This is a genomic window from Cellulosimicrobium sp. RS, from assembly GCF_046159675.1.
Taxonomy (GTDB): Bacteria; Actinomycetota; Actinomycetes; order Actinomycetales; family Cellulomonadaceae; genus Cellulosimicrobium; species Cellulosimicrobium funkei.
Genome location: NZ_JBJXVU010000005.1, coordinates 194,523 through 214,888 on the forward strand (window position 1 = coordinate 194,523; position 20,366 = coordinate 214,888).

At 72.7% G+C, this 20,366-nt stretch carries 14 protein-coding genes and 1 pseudogene; 8 read left to right on the top strand and 7 right to left on the bottom strand.

Going from position 1 to position 20,366, the window contains the following annotated elements:
* Positions 1–159: 159 nt before the first annotated feature.
* Entirely contained in the window at positions 160–1,527 is a 1,368-nt protein-coding gene (dnaB, locus tag ACI769_RS09975; RefSeq protein ID WP_021479895.1) for a replicative DNA helicase, read from the bottom strand.
* A gap of 403 nt (positions 1,528–1,930) precedes the next feature.
* Here dnaB and ACI769_RS09980 point away from each other — a divergent pair, with 403 nt between their 5' ends.
* Positions 1,931–3,295: an MATE family efflux transporter gene (locus ACI769_RS09980; protein ID WP_043653617.1), complete on the top strand. Its 1,365-nt coding sequence runs from the start codon at positions 1,931–1,933 to the stop codon at positions 3,293–3,295.
* Positions 3,296–3,391: 96 nt separating this feature from the next.
* Here ACI769_RS09980 and rplI read toward each other — a convergent pair whose 3' ends face one another.
* The 5 genes from rplI to ACI769_RS10005 all read right to left on the bottom strand — a co-directional run bounded on the left by rplI (position 3,392) and on the right by ACI769_RS10005 (position 7,751).
* On the bottom strand, positions 3,392–3,838 hold the full coding sequence (gene rplI / locus ACI769_RS09985; RefSeq protein ID WP_021481585.1) for a 50S ribosomal protein L9: 447 nt from the start codon (positions 3,836–3,838) through the stop codon (positions 3,392–3,394).
* A gap of 19 nt (positions 3,839–3,857) precedes the next feature.
* Positions 3,858–4,094 carry a 30S ribosomal protein S18 gene (rpsR, locus tag ACI769_RS09990; RefSeq protein ID WP_021481584.1) on the bottom strand — a complete coding sequence of 79 codons (237 nt, stop codon included), beginning with the start codon at positions 4,092–4,094 and terminating at the stop codon, positions 3,858–3,860.
* 101 nt (positions 4,095–4,195) lie between these two features.
* A complete protein-coding gene (locus tag ACI769_RS09995; protein ID WP_021481583.1) occupies positions 4,196–4,741 on the bottom strand; it encodes a single-stranded DNA-binding protein in 546 nt (181 codons plus the stop codon).
* Positions 4,742–4,895: 154 nt separating this feature from the next.
* Complete coding sequence (gene rpsF / locus ACI769_RS10000; protein ID WP_009863694.1) at positions 4,896–5,186, bottom strand: 30S ribosomal protein S6; 291 nt, start codon at positions 5,184–5,186, stop codon at positions 4,896–4,898.
* 153 nt (positions 5,187–5,339) lie between these two features.
* The gene (locus tag ACI769_RS10005; RefSeq protein ID WP_157446549.1) at positions 5,340–7,751 is read right to left on the bottom strand and encodes a penicillin-binding protein; all 2,412 of its coding nucleotides are present in this window, start codon (positions 7,749–7,751) and stop codon (positions 5,340–5,342) included.
* Positions 7,752–8,164: 413 nt separating this feature from the next.
* Between ACI769_RS10005 and ACI769_RS10010 the strand changes: the two genes are divergently transcribed.
* The 4 genes from ACI769_RS10010 to ACI769_RS10025 all read left to right on the top strand — a co-directional run bounded on the left by ACI769_RS10010 (position 8,165) and on the right by ACI769_RS10025 (position 13,619).
* Positions 8,165–8,860: a PadR family transcriptional regulator gene (locus ACI769_RS10010; RefSeq protein ID WP_021482833.1), complete on the top strand. Its 696-nt coding sequence runs from the start codon at positions 8,165–8,167 to the stop codon at positions 8,858–8,860.
* Positions 8,857–9,948 carry an inositol-3-phosphate synthase gene (locus ACI769_RS10015; RefSeq protein WP_021482832.1) on the top strand — a complete coding sequence of 364 codons (1,092 nt, stop codon included), beginning with the start codon at positions 8,857–8,859 and terminating at the stop codon, positions 9,946–9,948. Before ACI769_RS10010 ends, ACI769_RS10015 begins: the two co-directional genes overlap by 4 nt.
* A gap of 434 nt (positions 9,949–10,382) precedes the next feature.
* Positions 10,383–11,714 carry an MFS transporter gene (locus ACI769_RS10020; RefSeq protein ID WP_409141543.1) on the top strand — a complete coding sequence of 444 codons (1,332 nt, stop codon included), beginning with the start codon at positions 10,383–10,385 and terminating at the stop codon, positions 11,712–11,714.
* Between the two features lie 327 nt (positions 11,715–12,041).
* Positions 12,042–13,619, top strand: coding sequence for an MDR family MFS transporter (locus ACI769_RS10025; protein ID WP_409141544.1), 1,578 nt, complete (start codon positions 12,042–12,044; stop codon positions 13,617–13,619).
* Positions 13,620–13,752: 133 nt separating this feature from the next.
* Here the strand turns inward: ACI769_RS10025 and ACI769_RS10030 are convergent, their stop codons facing one another.
* A complete protein-coding gene (locus ACI769_RS10030; protein ID WP_409141562.1) occupies positions 13,753–15,207 on the bottom strand; it encodes a CCA tRNA nucleotidyltransferase in 1,455 nt (484 codons plus the stop codon).
* A gap of 152 nt (positions 15,208–15,359) precedes the next feature.
* On the opposite strand from ACI769_RS10030, the pseudogene ACI769_RS10035 reads away from it, so the two are divergent.
* The 3 genes and pseudogenes from ACI769_RS10035 to murJ form a co-directional block, all read left to right on the top strand.
* Positions 15,360–15,947: pseudogene (locus ACI769_RS10035) on the top strand (NUDIX hydrolase); the annotation flags it as partial.
* Between the two features lie 128 nt (positions 15,948–16,075).
* Positions 16,076–18,349: a DUF6049 family protein gene (locus ACI769_RS10040; RefSeq protein WP_409141545.1), complete on the top strand. Its 2,274-nt coding sequence runs from the start codon at positions 16,076–16,078 to the stop codon at positions 18,347–18,349.
* Positions 18,346–20,265, top strand: coding sequence for a murein biosynthesis integral membrane protein MurJ (gene murJ / locus ACI769_RS10045; RefSeq protein ID WP_340697512.1), 1,920 nt, complete (start codon positions 18,346–18,348; stop codon positions 20,263–20,265). Before ACI769_RS10040 ends, murJ begins: the two co-directional genes overlap by 4 nt.
* The last annotated feature ends 101 nt before the right edge of the window (positions 20,266–20,366 follow it).

The window sequence follows — 20,366 nt, forward strand, 5'->3', positions numbered from 1 at the left end:
GATAGCTCCCGGCGGTGTTCTCCCGAACGAGGCGGAGCGGTCTTGCCACACGTTCCAGGGCGTTTCGATCACGGAGAGCCGTCGGAGCGGCTTACGAGTTCATCAAGCATGTGATGGCCACTGAGCCGGAATCTCGACAGACGCGAAACACCCAAGCGGCTACATCTGCATGTCCGCGAAGCGTTGGTAATGACCTTGGAACGCGACGGTAATCGTGTCGGTCGGACCATTTCTGTGCTTAGCGACGATCAGGTCCGCCTCGCCCGCTCGGGGCGATTCTTTTTCATAGGCGTCTTCGCGGTGCAAAAGGATCACGACGTCAGCATCCTGCTCGATAGACCCACTTTCACGAAGATCGCTCATCTGCGGCTTCTTGTCGCCACGCTGCTCCGGACCACGGTTCAGCTGCGAGATCGCGATGACAGGAACCTCGAGCTCCTTCGCGAGCAACTTGAGCGCACGCGAGAACTCCGAGACCTCCTGCTGGCGCGACTCGACGCGCTTGCCGGAGCTCATGAGCTGGAGATAGTCGATGACGACGAGCTTCAGGTCGTGCCGCTGCTTGAGCCGTCGACACTTGGCCCGGATCTCCATGAGCGACATGTTCGGCGAGTCGTCGATGAACAGCGGGGCCTCGGCGACCTTGCCCATCGTCGAGGCCAGCTTCTGCCAGTCCTGCTCGTCCATCTTCCCGGAACGCATCCGCGTGAGCGGCACCTTCGCCTCGGCGGCGAGCAGACGCATCGTGATCTCGTTGCGGCTCATCTCCAGGGAGAAGATGACGGCCGCCATTTGGTGGTGCACCGCGGCGTGCGTCGCAACATTGATTCCTAGAACGGATTTTCCAATGGCCGGGCGCGCCGCGACGACGATCATCTGGCCCGGGTGCAGGCCGTTGGTGAGCCGGTCGAAGTCGGAGTAGCCGGTAGGGACGCCGGTCATGCCCTCGCCGCGCCCCTGGGCGGCCTCGATCTCGTCGAACGTGGGCCCGAGGATCTCGGCGAGGGGGAGGTAGTCCTCCGTCGTGCGCCGCTCCGTGACGGCGTACACCTCGGCCTGGGCGTTGTTGACGATCTCGTCGACGTCGCCGCCGTCGGTCGCGTAGCCGAGCTGCACGATGCGCGTGCCCGCCTCGACGAGACGGCGGAGGACCGCACGCTCGCGGACGATGCGCGCGTAGTACCCGGCGTTGGCGGCGGTCGGCACGCCGGCCATGAGGTCGTGGATGTAGGGCGCGCCGCCGATGCGCTGGAGCTCGCCGCGCTTGGTCAGCTCCGCGACGACGGTGATGGCGTCGGCGGGCTCGCCCCGACCGTAGAGGTCGATGATCGACTCGTAGACGATCTCGTGCGCCGGGCGGTAGAAGTCGGAGCCGCGGATCTGCTCGATGACGTCCGCGATGGCGTCCTTCGACAGCAGCATGCCGCCGAGCACGCTCATCTCGGCGGCGACGTCCTGGGGCGGCGTCCGGTCGAACCCCGACGGCCCCGGTCCCCCGTAGCTCTCCTCGAGCTCCTCGATCGACATGCGCCCCTCGCTCCCCCGGGACTGGAACGGCCCTTGCGGGACCGCACGACCGGGACCACTCTTCGTCGTACACGTGTTCTACCGCGGGCCACCCACACGACTGTCCCGGTGGCCGCGCCCCCCGCCTCCGACGGGCACGACCCCGCGACACTAGATCGCCACCGGACGCCCTGCAAACGGCCCTGTGCACGCCCGGTGGACAGGGACCCCCGTTCCTGTGGACACAGTCCCCCACACTGTGCACACCCGGTGGAAAACGGTGTGGACAACCTCACGATCTTCCTGTGTACATCGCCGTGAGCGGCCTCTGACCAGCCTCATCACTACCCTCAGGGGTGTGGAAGAAAGAAAGTCGGGCGACACGCCGACGACACGCCGGACACCGTCCGGCCACCCCGACGACATCGGGCCGCCGTCCGGCCCCGGTGCGTCGTCCACAGGTCGCCGCGCCCGGTCCCGGCTCGACCGGGAGATCCTGGCCCTCGCCGTCCCCGCGCTCGGCGCGCTCGTGGCCGAGCCGCTGTTCGTGCTCGTCGACAGCGCCGTCGTCGGCCACCTCGGCACCGCGCAGCTCGCGGGCCTCTCCCTCGCGTCGACCCTCCTCGTGACCCTCGTCGGCCTGTGCGTCTTCCTCGCCTACGCGACCACGGCCGCCGTCGCGCGCCGCATCGGTGCGGGCCACACGCGGGAGGCCCTCCAGTCCGGGATCGACGGCCTCTGGCTCGCCGTCGGGCTGGGCGCGCTCCTCGCGGCCGTCCTGTGGACGACGGCCCCGTGGGCCGTCGGCGCGATGGGCGGCACGGGTGAGGTCGCCGAGCACGCCGTGGTCTACCTCCGCTGGTCCGCGCTCGGGCTCCCCGGGATGCTCCTCGTCCTCGCGTCCACCGGCGTGCTGCGCGGCATGCAGGACACCCGGACGCCCCTGTGGGTCGCCGCGGGCGGCGCGACCTTCAACGCGGTCCTCAACGTCGTCCTCGTCTACGGGGCAGGGCTCGGGATCGCCGGGTCCGGCATCGGGACGGCCGTCGCCCAACTCACCATGGGCGCGGTACTCGTCGTGGTCGTGGTGCGCGGCGCCCGGCGGCACGGCGCGTCGCTGCGGCCCGCCGCGGGCGGGATCTGGGCCAACGCGCGCGCCGGCGCTCCGCTCTTCGTCCGCACGCTCTCGCTCCGCCTCGCGATCCTCCTCACCGTGTTCGTCGCGACCGGGCTCGGGGAGGTCACGCTCGCGGGCTACCAGGTCGTGAACTCCGTCTGGGGTCTCGCGGCCTTCGCTCTCGACGCGCTCGCCATCGCGGCGCAGGCGCTCGTCGGGCACGGGCTGGGGGCCGACGACGTCCCGCGCGTCCGCGCCGTCCTGCGCCGCACCCTCCAGTGGGGAGTGGCCGCCGGGGCAGGGCTGGGCGTCGTCATGGCCGCGGGTGGCTGGTGGTTCGCGCTCCTCTTCACGTCCGACCCCGAGGTGCGCACCGCCGTCGCCGTCGGCATGGCGGTGTGCGGCGTCCTCCTGCCGATGGCGGGGTGGGTGTTCGTGCTCGACGGCGTCCTCATCGGCGCCGGGGACGGCCGCTTCCTCGCCTGGGCGGGCATGCTCACGCTCGTGGTCTACGCGCCGTTCGCGCTCGCCGTCCGGCACTGGGCGCCCGACGGCGCGGCGGGCCTCGCGTGGCTCTGGCTCGCCTTCGCGGGGGTCTTCATGGCGGCACGCGCCGTCACCACCGGGCTCCGTGCGCGCGGGAGCGCCTGGATGGTCACCGGCACCGCCTGAGGGCTCGACGCGCGCAGCCGGCGACTGGGCCGGACGCGACGAAGGCCCGGCCCCTCCGAGGAGGGGCCGGGCCTTCGTGGACTGCTCAGCAGCAGATCAGGCAGCGACGACCTTCACCGCGAGGGTCGCGGAGACCTCCGGGTGGAGGCGGACGGAGACCGTGTAGTCCCCCGTCGCCTTGATCGGCTGACCGATCTCGATCTTGCGCTTGTCGACCGACGCACCGGCGGCCGTCACGGCGGACGCGATGTCCGCCGTCGTGACGGCGCCGAAGAGGCGACCGGCAGCGCCGGCCTTCGCCTCGACGACGACCGGCTTCGCCTGCAGCGAGTCGCGGATCGCCTTCGCGTCGTCGAGCGACGCGATCTCGCGGGCCTTGCGCGCCTTGCGGATCGCAGTCACCTGCGACTCGGCGCCCTTGGACCACGGCGTGGCGAGCTTGCGCGGGACGAGGAAGTTACGGGCGTACCCGTCCTTCACCTCGACGACGTCGCCGGGCTCACCGAGACCGGTGACCTCGTGGGTCAGGATCAGCTTGGCCATGAGTTCTCTCCCTTCCCGCTCAGCGAGCCGTCGACGTGTACGGCAGCAGCGCCATCTCGCGCGCGTTCTTCACCGCACGGGCGATCTGGCGCTGCTCCTGGACGGAGACGCCGGTCACGCGACGCGCGCGGATCTTGCCGCGGTCGGAGATGAACTTGCGCAGCAGCGCGGTGTCCTTGTAGTCGACCGACTCGATCTTGGCCGACTTCAGCGGGTTGGACTTCTTCTTGGGCTTGCGCACCACAGGCTTCGCCATGGTGTTGCTCCTCTACAAGGTGCGATCCCCGCGTGCGGACTGCGCCGACGAGCGGCGCAGCACCCGCGGGGACGGGTGTGTGTTCTGGGAGTGGCGGACGATCAGAACGGGGGCTCGTCGGAGAACGAGCCACCGGACGACGCGGGACCAGCCGTGGCCCACGGGTCGTCGCTCTGCTGCTGACCGCCGCCGGAGCTGAATCCGCCGCCGGAGGCGCCGCCGGAGTTGGCGCCACCTCCGTAGCCGCCACCGCCGCCGAAGCCGCCGCCACCGCCACCCGAGCGCTGAGCGCGGGTGACCTTGGCAGAGGCGTAGCGCAGGGAGGGACCGATCTCGTCCACCTGCAGCTCGACGACGGTGCGCTTCTCCCCCTCGCGGGTCTCGTACGAGCGCTGGACGAGGCGGCCCTGCACGATGACGCGCATGCCCTTCGTCAGCGACTCCGCGACGTTCTCCGCAGCCTCGCGCCAGATCGAGCAGCGCATGAACAGGGTGTCCCCGTCCTTCCACTCGTTCGACTGGCGGTCGAAGGTCCGCGGCGTGGACGCCACCGTGAAGTTGGCCACCGCCGCACCCGAGGGGGTGAAACGCAGCTCCGGGTCTCCCGTGAGGTTCCCGATCACCGTGATGACGGTGTCACCTGCCATGGCCAGCTCCTTCGTGTGTCGTCTGTGTCGTCGACGGCGCCGTGCGCCTCGCTCGTAACGTTCTCGCGTCGCTCATCCCACCACGCGGCGCCCACACGCGCTACGGCGTGCAGCATCCCGGTGCAGGACGGTCGAACGGGGGAAGCGGGGAGGATCAGCGAGCGTCCGTGCGCAGGATCTTGGTCCGCAGGACGACCTCGTTGAGGCCGAGCTGACGGTCCAGCTCCTTGGCGGTGTCGGAGGTCGACGTGAAGTCGACGACCGCGTAGATGCCCTCGGACTTCTTGTTGATGTCGTACGCCAGGCGGCGACGACCCCAGATGTCCACCTTGTCGACGGAGCCGCCGTCGGTCTTGATGACCGACAGGTACTTGTCGAGCGACGGGGCGACGGTGCGCTCCTCGATCTCGGGGTCGAGGATGATCATCAGTTCGTACTGACGCATGCGGATAACCCACCTCCTCTGGTCTTCGCGGTCACGGTCTCTCCGTGACAGGAGGGTTCATGCTTCATGCTGCTGCCGTCCGACGGGCGGACGGCAGCTCCCCAGGGTACCCGCTCGGCGCGGGCGCCCGGAAATCTGCGGCCGACGGGCAGGTCAGCCCCGGCCCGGGATGATGCCGCCGACGTTGCCGTTGCCCCCGCCGGGGTTGCCTCCACCACCCGGGTTCCCGGTCTCGGTGGGCGACGGGTCCGGATCCTCCGGATCCGGCGTCTCCGGCGGCGGTTGCTGGCCCGGGTCGGTCCCCTTGGAGACCACGAGCGCGATGGTCGACCCCGGCGGCACCTGGTCCATCGAGGACTGGCTGATGACGTAGCCCCGCGGCTGCTGGTCGGAGAACTCCTCGGTGATCCGCACCTTGAGGCCGGCGGCCTCGATCTGGGCGCGCGCGGCGCGGGCCTCCATGCCGACGACGGACGGCACGGCCACGTTCTCCGGCTGCTGCGGCTCCTCCGTCTCCTCCGGCGTCGGCTCCTCGGTCGGGGTCTCCGTCGGGGTCTCGGTGGGCGTCTCCGTCGGCTTCGGCTTGGGCGGGGTGTAGTCCGGGAACTCGCCAGCCGGCAGGTTCGCCGCGGCGGTCTGCATGTACGACGTCCAGGCCTCGACCGGCCACGACCCACCGGTGATCTCGCTGTTGACCCACTTGCCGAACGGCGTGATCTGCTCCTGCTCGCCGTTGGGGCCGGACTGGTAGAGACCGACGACCGTCGCGAGACCGGGGGTGAAGCCGGCGAACCACGCGGACTTGTTGTCCGTCGACGTACCGGTCTTGCCTGCCGCGGGACGACCGATCGCCTGCGCGGGCTTGCCCGAACCCGTCTCGACGACCTGGGAGAGCGCGTACGTCGCCGCTGCCATCACCTCGGGGTCGAACTCCTGCGTCCGCTTGTCGGCCCCCGGCGCCTCATAGACGAGGTTGCCGCGGGAGTCGGTCACGGAGGCCACGATGTGCGGCGTCGCCTTCATGCCCTGGGCCGCGATGGTCGCGTAGGCGTTGGTCAGCTCGAGCGGCGTCACCGTCGCGTCACCGAGCACGTTCGCCAGGTTCGACCCGACGTCGGCCTTGATGCCCAGGCGCGCCGCGACGTCCGCGGTCTTCTCCGGCCCGACCTCGAGGTTGAGCTCCGCGTACGCGGTGTTCACCGACTGCGCGGTCGCCTCGGTGAGGTCGACGTTCCCCCAGTCGTGGTCGCCGAAGTTGCGGACCTTCCAGTCCTCGCCGTTGTTGGCGCCGGGGAAGGTCTTGGGCGAGTTGCCGTCGAAGCGCTCGTCGAGCGTGTGCCCGTTCTCCAGTCCCGCGATGAGCGTGAACGGCTTGAACGTCGAGCCGCCCTGCGCCGCGCCGGGGGTCGCGCTGTTGTACTGGTTCTCGAGGAAGTTCTTGCCGCCGTACAGGGCGCGGATCGACCCGTCGTTCGGGTCGACGGAGACGATCGCGGTCCGGAGGTTCGGGGAGACCGGGTTCTCGTCGCGGCCCTCCTGGGGGAGCGAGTCCGCCGTCGTGACGGCGGCCTGCTGCATCGCCGGGTCGATCGTCGTCGTGACCTTGTAGCCCTTGCTCGTGAGGGCGTCCTCGCTGATGCCGATCCCCTCGCCGGCCAGCTCCTTCTCCACCATGGCGAGGAGGTAGCCGGTGGGACCCTCGTACTTCTGGGACTTCACGTACGCCTCGGCCTTGGGGAAGCCCGCGTCCACCGCCGCCTGGTGCTCCTCGGCGGTGATGTGGCCGTCCTCCTCCATGTTCCGCAGCGTCCGCTTCCACCGCTCCTCGGCCTGCGCGGGGTTGACGGCCGGGTCCCAGTTGGTGGGGCTGGGGATGATGCCGGCGATCATCGCGGCCTGCGACACCGTAAGGTCGGCGGCGTTCACGTTGTAGTACTTCTTGGCGGCCGCCTGGATGCCGTAGGCACCACGACCGAAGTAGATGGTGTTGAGGTAGTTGCCGAGGATCTCGGGCTTGTCCTGCTTCTGGGTGATCTTGACGGCGAGGATCGCCTCGCGCGCCTTGCCCGCGTAGTCGGTCACGGTGTTCGTGTAGTACCGCTCGACGTACTGCTGCGTCAGCGTGGACGCGCCCTGACGGCCGCCGCCCTTGATGTTGTTGTAAAAGGCCCGCGCGATGCCCTTGACGTCGACGCCGGAGTTCGTCCAGAACGTGCGGTCCTCGGACGCGACGACCGCGTTGCCGACGTACTCCGGCAGCGTCGCGTAGTCGACGATCTCGCGGTCCTCGACCGCGTACTTGCCCATCTCGGTGGTGCCGTCGCCCCAGTAGACGGTCGACGTCTGGGCGCCGACGCTGGGCAGCTTCGTCGGCACGTCGGTCGTGTACCACGCGGCGACGGCGACGCCCGCGACGAGCGCGATGCCCGTCAGCATGGTCCCGACGACCACGCGCCACGACGGCAGCCAGCGGCGGACGCCCTTGACGTGCGAGCGTGGGTAGTTGAAGAACCGACGGCGCCCGCGCGGGGTCGTCCGTCCGTTCGTCCTCGTGGATCGCGCCACGGTCTACCTTCCTCTGGGGGGCATCGAGGAGCCGGCCCGCGTCGACCGCGGGCCCGCCCGTGGGCCGCAGTGCGGAGACCACCTGACCGACGGGACGGGCCCCGCCTCGGGGGCGGGCCGCCGTCGGGCACGAGGTCGGCGCACGCCGGACCACCCTGAACAATAGGGCGTCCCCCTGTCCCGACAAGGGTTCAGCGCACCGTGAGCGGGATCGTCCGCCATTGATTCGCCCGGGCGTCCCGCCGCCTCCGCGGGTTCTTCACATGCCCGGCGACGCGTGTCACAGTCCGGTCAGGATTGCACGACACATCGGGACGACCTAACCTGTCGATGTATCGACTCGATACATCGGGTCGAACAAGATCCCAGCGGGTCCCTCCGGGGCACGCCGAGGAGCGTCAGGAGGTGGGATCGTGCGGAGCAAGACACCTGTGCTCGAGACCGCGATCCTGGGGCTCCTCAAGGAGGCACCGCTGCACGGGTACGAGCTGCGCAAGCGGCTCAACATCATGCTCGGCTCCTTCCGCGTGCTGTCCTACGGCTCGCTGTACCCCGCCCTCAAGTCGCTGGTGGCCCGCGGGCTCATCACCGGCACGGAGCAGTCGGCCGCGCAGTCGACCCTCGCGCCCGCCCTCTCGGGCAAGCGCGCGCGGATCGTCTACGAGCTGACGGCCGAGGGCAAGGAGCACCTCCAGACCGTCCTGGCCTCCTCCGGGCCGGCGGCGTGGGAGGACGAGAGCTTCGACGTCCGGTTCGCGTTCTTCGCGCAGACCGACGCCGAGACCCGCATCCGCATCCTCGAGGGCCGGCGCACCCGGCTCACCGAGAGGCTGGAGGCGGTCAGGGAGTCCGCGGCTCGCACGCGCGAGCGGCTCGACGAGTACACGCTCGAGCTGCAACGCCACGGACTCGAGCAGGTCGAGCGCGAGGTGCGCTGGCTCGACGGTCTCATCACCACCGAGCGCGACAGGAGCTCCGGGCACGCCCGGGGCGCCGCCCGTGCGCGGTCCAGCAGCACCCCGCATCCTGCGGAACCATCCGAGCAGGAGCCCGACGGCGCGAGGCGTCCCGAGGACCCTGGAACAACGAACACCAAGGAGCGAGGATGACCTCCATCCGCGTCGCCATCGTCGGCGTAGGCAACTGCGCATCGTCCCTCGTCCAGGGCGTGCACTTCTACCGTGACGCCGACCCGAGCAGCACCGTCCCGGGCCTCATGCACGTCCAGTTCGGCGACTACCACGTGTCGAGCCTGGAGTTCGTGGCGGCGTTCGACGTCGACGCGAAGAAGGTCGGCTTCGACCTCTCCGAGGCCATCAACGCCTCCGAGAACAACACGATCAAGATCGCCGACGTCCCGCCGCTCGGCGTGACCGTCCAACGCGGCCCGACCCTCGACGGCGTCGGCAAGTACTACGCGCAGACGATCGAGGAGTCGGACGCGGAGCCGGTCGACGTCGTCGCCGCGCTGCGCGAGGCGCAGGTCGACGTGCTCGTCTGCTACCTCCCCGTGGGCTCGGAGCAGGCCGCGAAGTTCTACGCGCAGGCCGCGATCGACGCCGGCGTGGCGTTCGTCAACGCGCTCCCCGTCTTCATCGCGTCCGACCCGGAGTGGGCCGCGAAGTTCGAGGAGGCCGGCGTCCCGATCGTCGGCGACGACATCAAGTCGCAGGTCGGCGCGACGATCACGCACCGCGTGCTCGCGAAGCTCTTCGAGGACCGCGGCGTCGTGCTGGACCGCACGTACCAGCTCAACGTCGGCGGCAACATGGACTTCAAGAACATGCTCGAGCGCGAGCGCCTGGAGTCCAAGAAGATCTCCAAGACGCAGGCCGTGACCTCGAACCTCGAGGGCCCGCTCGGCGGCAAGAAGGAGGACCGCAACGTCCACATCGGCCCGTCGGACTACGTCGCGTGGCTCGACGACCGCAAGTGGGCGTACGTGCGCCTCGAGGGCCGCGCGTTCGGCGAGGTCCCGCTGAACCTGGAGTACAAGCTCGAGGTGTGGGACTCCCCCAACTCCGCCGGCATCATCATCGACGCCGTCCGCGCCGCGAAGATCGCCAAGGACCGCGGCGTCGGCGGCCCGATCCTCTCGGCCTCGACGTACTTCATGAAGTCCCCGCCGGTCCAGATGGAGGACACGAAGGGCCGTGCGCAGCTGGAGGCCTTCATCGCCGGTGAGGTCGAGCGCTGATCCGGAGTGCAGCGAAGGTCGAGAGCCCGGCACGCTTTTCGCCGGGCTCCCGGCCGTAGCGGAGCGCAGGACCAGCGCGACCGAAGAGTCGAGCGCTGACCTGGAGCCCTGAAAGCTGAGCGCTCCGCCGAGGTAGAGCCCTGGTCGTCCGGCAGGAGGACCAGGGCTCTACCTCGCTCGGCCGGGTTCGCCGTCGGCCGCGGGCACGCCCGAGGTGAGACGGCACCGGCAGGGCGGGGAGGCGCGCCGCGTCGTGGCGGGCCTGGCGGGAGCCGCGAGGGACGAGCGGCGGATGGTAGACGCGGCGCGCCTCCCCGCCCGACCTCCCAGGGCGACCCGCGTCGTCGGCCCCCGACCCCGCCGACCCACCGCACGACGCCCCACGGGGGACAACCGCATGTCCGACCGCACGACGACGAACGTAGGGTGACCGCGTGGGTGTGATCTCCGAGCTGCGGGCGCTGCTGCGTCTGGACGGCTTCCGCAAGCTGTTCGCCGTCCGGCTCGTGTCGCAGGCCGGGGACGGCATGTTCCAGGTCGGCCTGGCGTCGCTCCTGTTCTTCTCCCCCGAGTCGCAGGGCACGGCGGCGGCCATCGCGGGCGCGTTCGCGGTGATGCTCGCGCCGTTCACGATCGTCGGCCCGTTCGCCGGGGTGTTCCTCGACCGCTGGCAGCGGCGTCAGGTCCTCGCGTGGGGCAACGCGGTGCGCGTCGTCATCACGCTCGGCATGGCGGTGCTCATGCTGACTGGCGGGGTGAGCGGCTGGATCTACGCGCTGGGCCTGGCCGCGCTGTCCGTGAACCGCTTCCTCCTCGCCGGGCTCTCGGCGGGCCTGCCGCGGGTCGTCGACGGCCCGCTGCTCCTCACGGCGAACTCCCTCACGCCGACGCTCGGCGCGGGTGCGGCGTTCGTCGGGGGCGGGATCGGCGTGGTGCTCGGGCTGGCGTTCGAGCCGGGCCGGGTCAAGGACTCGTCGGCGCTCGTGTGCGCCGCGCTGGTCTTCGGCGTCGCGTCGCTCCTGGCGCTGCGCCTCGGGCGCACGCAGCTCGGCCCGGAGCGCCCGGCGGAGTCCGCGATCCGCTCGGAGATCGCGCGGGTCGCGCGCGGTCTGGCCGACGGCGCCCGGTACCTCGTCGCGCGCCGCACGCCGGGGCAGGCGCTGCTCGCGATGGCGACGCACCGCTTCCTCTACGGCGTGGTGTTCATCGCGTCGATCCTCATCGCGCGCAACCTCCTGAGCCCCGGCGACCAGGACGCGGGCTTCGTGACGTTCGGGCTCGTCGTGGGGCTCACGGGCGTGGGGGGTGCCGCTGCGGCGGTCATCACCCCGTTCCTGTCGCGCCGCACCGGCCCGCAGGTGTGGATCGCGATCATGTTGCTGCTCGCGGCGGCGAGCCAGCTCCTGCTCGTCACGACGCCGTCGCGCGCGGTGGTGTTCACGGGCGCGACGCTGCTGGGCCTGGCCGCCCAGGGCACGAAGATCGCGGTGGACACGATCGTCCAGCGCGACACGGACGACGAGTTTCGCGGTCGCGCGTTCGCGTTCTACGACGTGCTCTACAACGCGGCGTTCGTGGGCGCGGCGGCCCTCGCGGCCTTCACGCTCCCGGACACGGGCTGGTCGCGCGGCGTGTTCGCCGTGCTGGCGGTGGCATACGGCGTGGCCGCCCTGGTCCTGTGGACGCGGGGGGCGCGCACGCCGTCCGAGCCGGGCGACGCCGTCGTGCCCGACGCCGGGGCCTCCCCCCGCACGTCGCCCGCCTGACGCGGCCCTCCGCTCGACCGCCTGCGCGACGCGCGCGGGCCGCCTTCTGCCCTCGGCGTACCGATGAGTCCGGGGCGGAAAAGAGGTCGTCACCGTCGGCGGGAATAACGCAGGATGGTGAATGGTCGTACAGGGTACGGATCTCGCGGCGAGCGCCGCGCGGGCCGTCCCGGGTCGCGTCACCCTGCTCGTGACCCCGCCGACCGAACCGACACCGTCGTCGCGTGCCCCCGCACGCGACCGTCGCGCTGCCCTGCAGCGCACCCTGCCCCCCGACCGGGTCCGACCCTGCGCCCGGGCCGCCACCGACGCGAGCGGAGACACACCGTGACAGCCTCCCCCACCCACGACACCTCGGCCGCCGTCGACCGCCTCCCCCGGGCGGACTTCCTCGTCATCGCGCTGCTGCTCGGCTCGGCGTTCGTCGTGATCCTCAACGAGACGACGATGAGCGTGGCGCTCGCGCCGCTCATGGCGGACCTCGGGATCACCGCGAGCACCGGCCAGTGGCTCACGACGGCGTTCATGCTGACCATGGCCGTCGTCATCCCGGCGACCGGGTTCCTGCTCCAGCGGCTCGGGACGCGCGGTGCCTACCTGCTCGCGATGTCGCTGTTCAGCGCGGGCACGCTGCTCGCCGCGCTCTCCCCCGGCTTCGCGTGGCTGCTCGTCGGGCGCGTCGTCCAGGCGTCGGGCACGGCCATCATGATGCCGCTCCTCATGACGACGATCATGACGCTCGTGCCGCCGGCCATCCGCGGCAAGGTCATGGGCAACATCTCGATCGTCATGGCTGCCGCGCCCGCGCTCGGTCCGTCGCTCTCGGGCCTCATCCTCAACTCCCTGAGCTGGCGGTGGGTCTTCGGCATCGTGCTGCCCATCGGTCTCGTCGCGCTCCTCCTCGGCTTCCTGTACATCCGGGACGTCGCGGACCGTACGCACTCGCGCCTCGACCCGTTCTCCCTGGTCCTCGCGGCGTTCGCGTTCGGCGGGCTCGTCTACGGGCTCTCGAGCATCGGGGAGGCCGCGCGCCACACGCCCGTCGTCCCGCCCGCCGTGCCGCTCGCTCTCGGCGTCCTCGCGCTCGCCGCGTTCGCGTGGCGGCAGATCGTCCTCCAGCGCGAGGACCGCGCCCTGCTCGACCTGCGCGTGTTCACGCGCCGCGGGTTCAGCGTGCCGCTCGGCATCATGGCCGTCGGCATGGTCGCGATGTTCGGGTCGCTCATCCTCCTGCCGCTGTTCCTCCAGGACGCGATGGGCCTCGAGCCGCTCGCGACCGGGCTCATCGTGCTCCCGGGCGGGCTCCTCATGGGTCTGCTCGGCCCGACCGTCGGCCGGCTCTACGACCGGGTGGGCCCGCGTCCGCTCGTCATCCCGGGCGTGAGCGTCGTCGCGGTGGCCCTCGCGGCGTTCACGACGATCCACGCGGACTCGTCGCCGTGGTTCGTCCTGGCGCTGCACGTCACGCTGAGCCTGGGCCTCGCGTTCATGTTCACGCCGCTGTTCACGTCCGCGCTCTCGTCGCTCGAGCCGCACCAGTACTCGCACGGCTCCGCCTCGATCGGCACGGTGCAGCAGCTCGCAGGCGCCGCCGGGACCGCGATGTTCGTCGCGGTCATGACGTCGCGCTCGATCGCCTACGGCGAGGCGGGCGCGTCGCCCCGGGTGGCGCTGGCCGAGGGCGTCGGTGACGCGTTCGTCTGGGGCACGGCGGTCATGCTGGTCGCCGTCGGCCTGTCGTTCCTCCTGCGCCGCAGCGCGCCGCCGGCGCACGGGCACGGCCCGGCTCAGCCCGGCACGCAGGACGCCCCGGTCGAGGACGCCCGCACCGGGGACTCCCGCGCCACGGACGCCCGCACCGCGGACGTGAAGGTCGAGGCCGCCCTGGCCACCGACGACGTCTGAGGCGTCCGGCACGACGTCGCACCCGCGCGCACGGCAAGGGGTGCCGCTCTCAGCCCGAGAGCGGCACCCCTGCGGTGTTCCTGCTTCTTCTCGCCCCCGAGCGCTCACCCGCGCGCACGCGGGCGGGCCACGCTCAGGACGCCGACGACTCCGGCTGCTCGGCCCACCACCGCAGGAGGTCCGCGCGCGCCGTCTCCTCGTCGACGGGGCCGCGGTCGAGGCGCAGCTCCAGCAGGTGCTTGTACGCCTTCCCCACCACGGGCCCGGGGCGGATCCCGAGGATCTCCATGATCTGCTGCCCGTCGAGGTCGGGGCGGACGGCGTCGAGCTCCTCCTTCGCCTGGAGGTCGGCGATGCGGCGCTCCAGGTCGTCGTACGACTCGCGCAGCCGCTGGGCCTTGCGCCGGTTGCGGGTCGTGCAGTCGGCGCGCGTGAGGCGGTGCAGGCGCTCGAGCAGCGGGCCGGCGTCGGTCACGTAGCGGCGCACGGCCGAGTCGGTCCACGCGCCGTCGCCGTAGCCGTGGAACCGCAGGTGCAGCTCGACGAGGCGCGCGACGTCCTTGACCACCTGCTTGTCGTACCGCAGCGCCTTGAGGCGCTTGGCGACCATCTTGGCGCCGACGACCTCGTGGTGGTGGAAGCTCACGCCGCCCCCGGCCTCGAACCGGCGCGTGGGCGGCTTGCCGACGTCGTGCAGGAGCGCCGCGAGGCGGAGCACGAGGTCGGGCGAGGGGACGGCGCCGTCGGGCCCGGTCTCCTGCGCGATGGCCTGGTCGAGGACCGTGAGCGAGTGCTCGTACACGTCCTTGTGCCGGTGGTGCTCGTCGATCTCGAGCTTGAGCGCGGGCAGCTCGGGCAGCACGTGGTCGGCGAGGCCCGTGTCCACGAGGACCTCGAGCCCGCGCCGCGGCGCGGCGCCGCACAGCAGCTTCGACAGCTCGTCGCGCACGCGCTCGGCCGAGACGATCTCGATGCGCTCGGTCATGAGGACCAGCGCGGCGAGCGTCCCGCCGTCGACGTCGAACTCGAGCTGCGCGGCGAACCGCGCCGCGCGCATCATGCGCAGCGGGTCGTCGTCGAACGACCGCTCGGGGGCGATCGGGGTGCGCAGGACGCGGCGGGCGAGGTCGCCCAGGCCGTCGAACGGGTCGACGAACGTCATGTCCGGCACCCGCACGGCCATCGCGTTGACGGTGAAGTCGCGGCGCGACAGGTCGCCCTCGAGCGTGTCGCCGAACGCGACGACGGGCTTGCGTGACGTCGGGTCGTACTCGTCCGTCCGGTACGTCGTCACCTCGACGACGAGGTCGTCACCGGGGCCGCTGCTCCCGAAGCGCTTCGCGCCGATCGTGCCGAACTCCTTGCCGATGTCCCAGTGCGCGTCGCCCCACCGCGCGAGGATCGCCTCGGTCTCGTCGGGCGACGCGGAGGTGGCGAAGTCGAGGTCGTTGCTCGCCCGCCCGAGGAACGCGTCGCGGACCGGTCCCCCGACGAGCGCGAGCTCGTGGCCCGCGGCCCGGAATGCCTCGCCGAGCTCGATCGCCGCGGGCGCCATCTCGGTGAGCACCGCGAGGGCGCGGCGCTGCAGCTCGAGCGCGTGCGGCGTCGCGGGCGGTGTCGGCTGGGGCGACGGCGAGGGGGACGAAGGCTGGGGCACGACACCCAAGCCTGCCAGATGCGGCGCCCGCGCCGGGGAGCCGGTCCCGGGGAGGTGGGTGCCCACTCGGTAAAGTTGAACCCATGTCCACCCCCGCGCACGCCGACGACCCCCGGAGGGATCCGGCGGGCGGGCGTGGCGACGGCCGCGGGCAGCCCGCCCCCGTCCCGGCCCCGCCGGGCGGCCACGCCCTCCGCATCGACCCGCGCTCGCGACCGGGCCCCGCGCCGGCGCCGCTCCCGGTCGTCGACGAGGTCTCCGCGGGCGGCCTCGTCATCACCGTCGCCGGTGGCTACCCGTGCGCGGCGATCATCGCGCGGCGCAACCGCGGGGGCCGCCTGGAGTGGTGCCTGCCGAAGGGCCACCTCGAGGGCGACGAGACGCCGGAGCAGGCGGCCGTCCGCGAGATCGCGGAGGAGACGGGCATCCGCGGCGCGGTGCAGGAGCCCCTCGGCGTCATCGACTACTGGTTCACGGGCGACGACCGGCGCGTGCACAAGGTCGTCCACCACTTCCTGCTCCGCGCGACGGGCGGGCACCTCACGGTCGAGGGCGACCCGGACGGCGAGGCCGAGGACGTCGCCTGGATCCCGGTCGTGGACCTTCCGGCCCGGCTGGCGTACCCGAACGAGCGGCGCATCGCCGTCGTCGCGCAGGGCGTCCTCGAGGGCCGTCGCACGCGGTTCCACGGGGTGGTCGAGAGTAGTGTGACCCGGACGATCGTCCGCCCGCACGGCCACCCGCACGACGGCCGCGGCGGCCCGGCACCGCCCGCCCCACGGAGCTCGACCGACCACTCATGACGCCCTCCTCCCGCAGCGGTGCGCGCCCTCCCGGCGCCGCGCCGGCCTCGCTCCGCGGTCCGACCGCACGGCTGCTCGTCACCCTGCTCCTGGTGCTGGTCGTCGCGGCCGGCGTCCTGCTCGGCGGCACGACGGCGGCCCCGCCCGCCGCGGCCGACACGGTCCCGGAGGGCGAGGACGCGGTGACGCTCGAGCTCACGTCGTTCGCACCGACCGTCCTCGCGCCGGACAGCACCCTCACCGTCACCGCGCGCGTGACGAACGGGACGGAGCAGACGCTCGGCTCCCCCGCGGTGACCCTCGGCGTCGACCGCCGCGCGCTGCGCACGCGGTCCGCGCTCGAGAGCTGGACGACGACCGGTCTCGACGGGCGTGTCGGCGCCACCGTCGCCACCGAGGACGTCGGGCGGCCGCTCGCCCCCGGGGAGAGCGCCGACGTGACGCTCTCCGCGTCGGCCGCCGAGCTCGGCCTCGGCACGGGCAACGACCCGGGCCCGCGCGGCCTGGCGGTCGCCGTGTCCGACGGCGGTACGCGCCTCGCCGTGCAGCGCACGTTCGCGCTCCGGGCCCCGGCGGACGACGTGTCTCCCGTGCGGCTCAGCGTGGTCGCGGCGGTGACGGGCCCTCCGGTCGACCCCGACCCGGTCGCGTACGACGACGCGCTCTCGGCCGCGGTCGCGAGCGAGGGACGGCTCGGCCGCCTGCTCGCCGCGACGGGCGGGACGTCCGACGTGGGCTGGGTCGCCGACCCGGCGCTGCTCGCGGCGGCCGCCGTCGCCGCCGACCCGGCGGTGAACGCCTGGGCGGACGCCGTGAGCGGGGCGACCGCCGGGCGCTCCACGTTCGCGCTGCGCGCCTACGACCCGGACGTCGCGGCGTTCGCGCACGCGGGCCTCGCGCTGCCCGAGGGGACGCCGCTGCCGTCGTCGGGCACCTCGTCCGACCCGGCGTCGGGCACGTCGGCTGACGACACGACCGACGGCACCGACGACGCCGCGGACACGGGGACCCCCGCGCCCCCGGACCCGACGAACGGGTGGCGCACCGACCTCGCCTGGCCGGCCGACGCCGTCCCCGACCTCGCGACCACGACGCTCGCCGTCGCGTCGGGGGCGACCGCGACGGTCGTCGGCCCGGGCGGCCTCGCGCCGGACGAGTCGCTCACGTACACGCCCTCGGGCGTCGCGACGGTGACGACGTCCGCGGGACCGGTCACGGCGCTCGTCGCCGACCCGGTGCTCACCGCGCTGCTCTCCGCCGGCGACGGCTCCGGCGTCTCCGCCACGCAGCGCCTGCTCGCCGAGACGGCCGTGATCGCGCGCGAGCGCCCCGCCGACCAGCGGCACGTCCTCGCCGCCCTGCCCCGGTCGTGGGAGCCCGAGCCCGGCCTGTTCACGGCGCGGCTCGACGCGCTGCGCGACTCCGGCTGGGTCGACCTCGCGCCCGTGGACCAGCTCCTCGCGGTCGAGCCGCCCGCCGTCGACCGCGCGTCCCTGCCCGAGGACGCCCCCGCCGACGGCGAGATCGGTGCCGCCGAGCTCCGGTCCCTCGACCGGTCGCGCGCGGAGCTCGCCGCGTTCGCGACGGTCGCGGCGGACCCGACGGCGCTCACGCGCCCGCTCGAGCCGGCGTTCGTCACGCCGACGGCCGTCGCCTACCGCGCGGCGCCGCCGTCGCGCACGCTCGCCGTCCAGCAGGCCGAGCAGCGGTCCGCCGCGGTGCGGGGCGGGCTCTCGGTGGAGACGCGCTCGTCGTTCTTCTTCGTCGCCGAGCAGGAGGACCTGCCGGTCCGGGTGCGCAGCACCCTCACGCAGGATGCGACGGTCCAGGTCGTGCTCCGTCCGGACGACCCCCGGCTGCGGGCCCCGGAGCGCACGACGGTGACGATCCCGGCGGCGACGCGCGACGCGGACGGCGACCTCGTCCCGACCGAGGCGAGCGTCGGGGTGCCGGTCGAGGGCTTCGGGAGCGGCAACGTCACGGTCGAGGTCGAGCTCGTCAGCGCCGCGCAGCCCCAGGTGCGGGTCGCGGAGCCGCAGCAGTTCGTCGTGCGGGTGCGGGCCGACTGGGAGTCCGTCGGCACGGTCGTCGTCGCCGTCCTGCTCGTCATCGCCCTGTTCGCCGGCATCTGGCGCACCGTGCGTCGTGGCCGCTCGCCCCGTCGTCTGGCCGGCGCCACGCTCGACCAGCCGTCGCCGCAGGACGCGCCGGCCGCGGCGCCGGGCGGGTCCGACGGACCGCCCCGGCGTGACGAGGAGCGCGTCGAGTGAGCCCCGGCCAGCCGCGGCACGTCCGGCCCGCGGGTGCCGGGCGGGGGCCACGCCCCGGCACCGCGCGCGCCGTCGCCCCGGACCGCGGCGCCCTCCCCGGCGACCCCGCGGCGTCGGGCACCCCCGACGAGACCGCGGAGGCGGGCGCCACCGAGGCCCCGGCACCCCGCACGGGGAGTCTCGGCCGGTCGTCGGCGCTCATGGCGTCCGGCACCTTCGTCTCGCGCGGCCTCGGCCTCGTGCGCAACGTCCTGCTGGTCGCCGCGATCGGCACGACGGGCCTCGTGGCGGACGCGTTCGACGTCGCGAACAAGATCCCCAACGTCCTCTTCGCCATCCTCGCGGGCGGCGTGCTCAACGCCGTCCTCGTCCCGCAGATCGTGCGCGCCTACCGCGCGCGCAACACGCAGGAGCGGCTCGACAAGCTGCTCACGCTCTCGGGCGTGATCCTGCTGGCCCTGTCCGCGCTGCTCACGGCCGGTTCGAGCATCCTCGTCGCGCTGTACACGGGACCGGGCTGGACGGCACCGCAGACGTCGCTCGCCGTCGCGTTCGCGTTCTGGTGCACGCCCCAGCTCTTCTTCTACGGCCTGTACACGCTGCTCGGGCAGGTCCTCAACGCGCGGGGGCAGTTCGGCCCGTTCATGTGGGCGCCCGTGCTCAACAACGTCGTGTCGATCGCCGGGTTCGCGGCGTTCATCGCGCTGTACGGCCCGGCGGCGACGGGGAACGTCGACGACCTCACGCAGTGGGACGGGACCAAGATCGCGCTCCTCGCGGGCACCGCGACGCTCGGCGTCGCCGCCCAGGCGCTCATCCTCGTCGTCCCGCTGTGGCGCGCGGGCTTCCGCTGGCACCTGCGGTTCGGCCTCCACGGCATCGGCCTGCGGTCCGCGGGCCAGGTGGCCCTGTGGACGTTCGCCGCCGTCCTCCTGGAGCAGGTCGGCGTCCTGTTCACGACGCGCTTCGCGAGCGAGGCGCCCCGTGCGGCGCTCGCCCAGACCTTCGGGGCCTACCGCGACGACCCCGGGACCCTGGGCGCCGTCACCGGGCTCGTGACGGGCGCACCCGGCGCCTTCTCGGACGCGCTGGCCGTCGCGGGCAACGCGGCCTACACGCAGGCGCTGATGATCTACCTCCTGCCGCACTCCCTCGTGACCGTCTCCATCGCGACGGCGCTGTTCACGGGCATGAGCGCGGCCGCCCACGCGGGCGACCTCGCGCGCGTGCGGCACGACCTCTCGCGCGGCGTGCGCACCGTCGGCGTGTTCACGGTGTTCGCGACGGCGGTCCTCGTCGTCCTCGCCCTGCCCGTCACCAAGCTGCTCGTGCCCTCGGTGGACGCCGCCTCGGGCGAGGCCGTGTCCATGGTGCTGCGCGCGATGGCGCTCGGGCTCGTGCCGCTCGGCGGCATGGTCCTCATGAAGTGGGTCTACTACGCGTTCGAGGACGGGCGCACGGTCTTCTGGATCCAGGTGCCGGGCACGCTCGTGCTCGTCGGCGTGTCGTGGCTCGGCACGCAGGTCCTCCCTCCTCAGCTGTGGGTCGTGGGCATCGGCCTCGCGATGAGCCTGTCCAACCTCGTGGCGGTCGGGCTCCGCACCGTCGGCCTGCGCCGCACCCTCCACGGGCTCGACGGCGCGCGGATCCTCCGCCTGCACGTCAAGGCCGGCCTCGCCGCGCTCGTGAGCGCCGTCGCCGGGTGGGGCGTGCTGCGGGCCTTCGTCGTGCTCTCGGGTGACCCCGCCGACGGGATCTACGGGCTCTCGTGGTGGCAGTCGGTCGTCGTCGTGGCGGTCGGCGGCACCGTGATGGGCCTCGTCTACGCGGGCGGCCTCAAGCTCATGCGCGTGCGGGAGCTCGACCAGCTCGCGGGACCGCTCGTGGGCCGCGTCAGACGCCTCGTCCGCCGGTGACGCGACACGTCTGACGTGCGGGTATCCGGTGATACGGGGGCAATCCGGGCCCGCGTACCATGGGGTCTCGACCACGAGTCCCACACGGAGGAGGTCCGGTG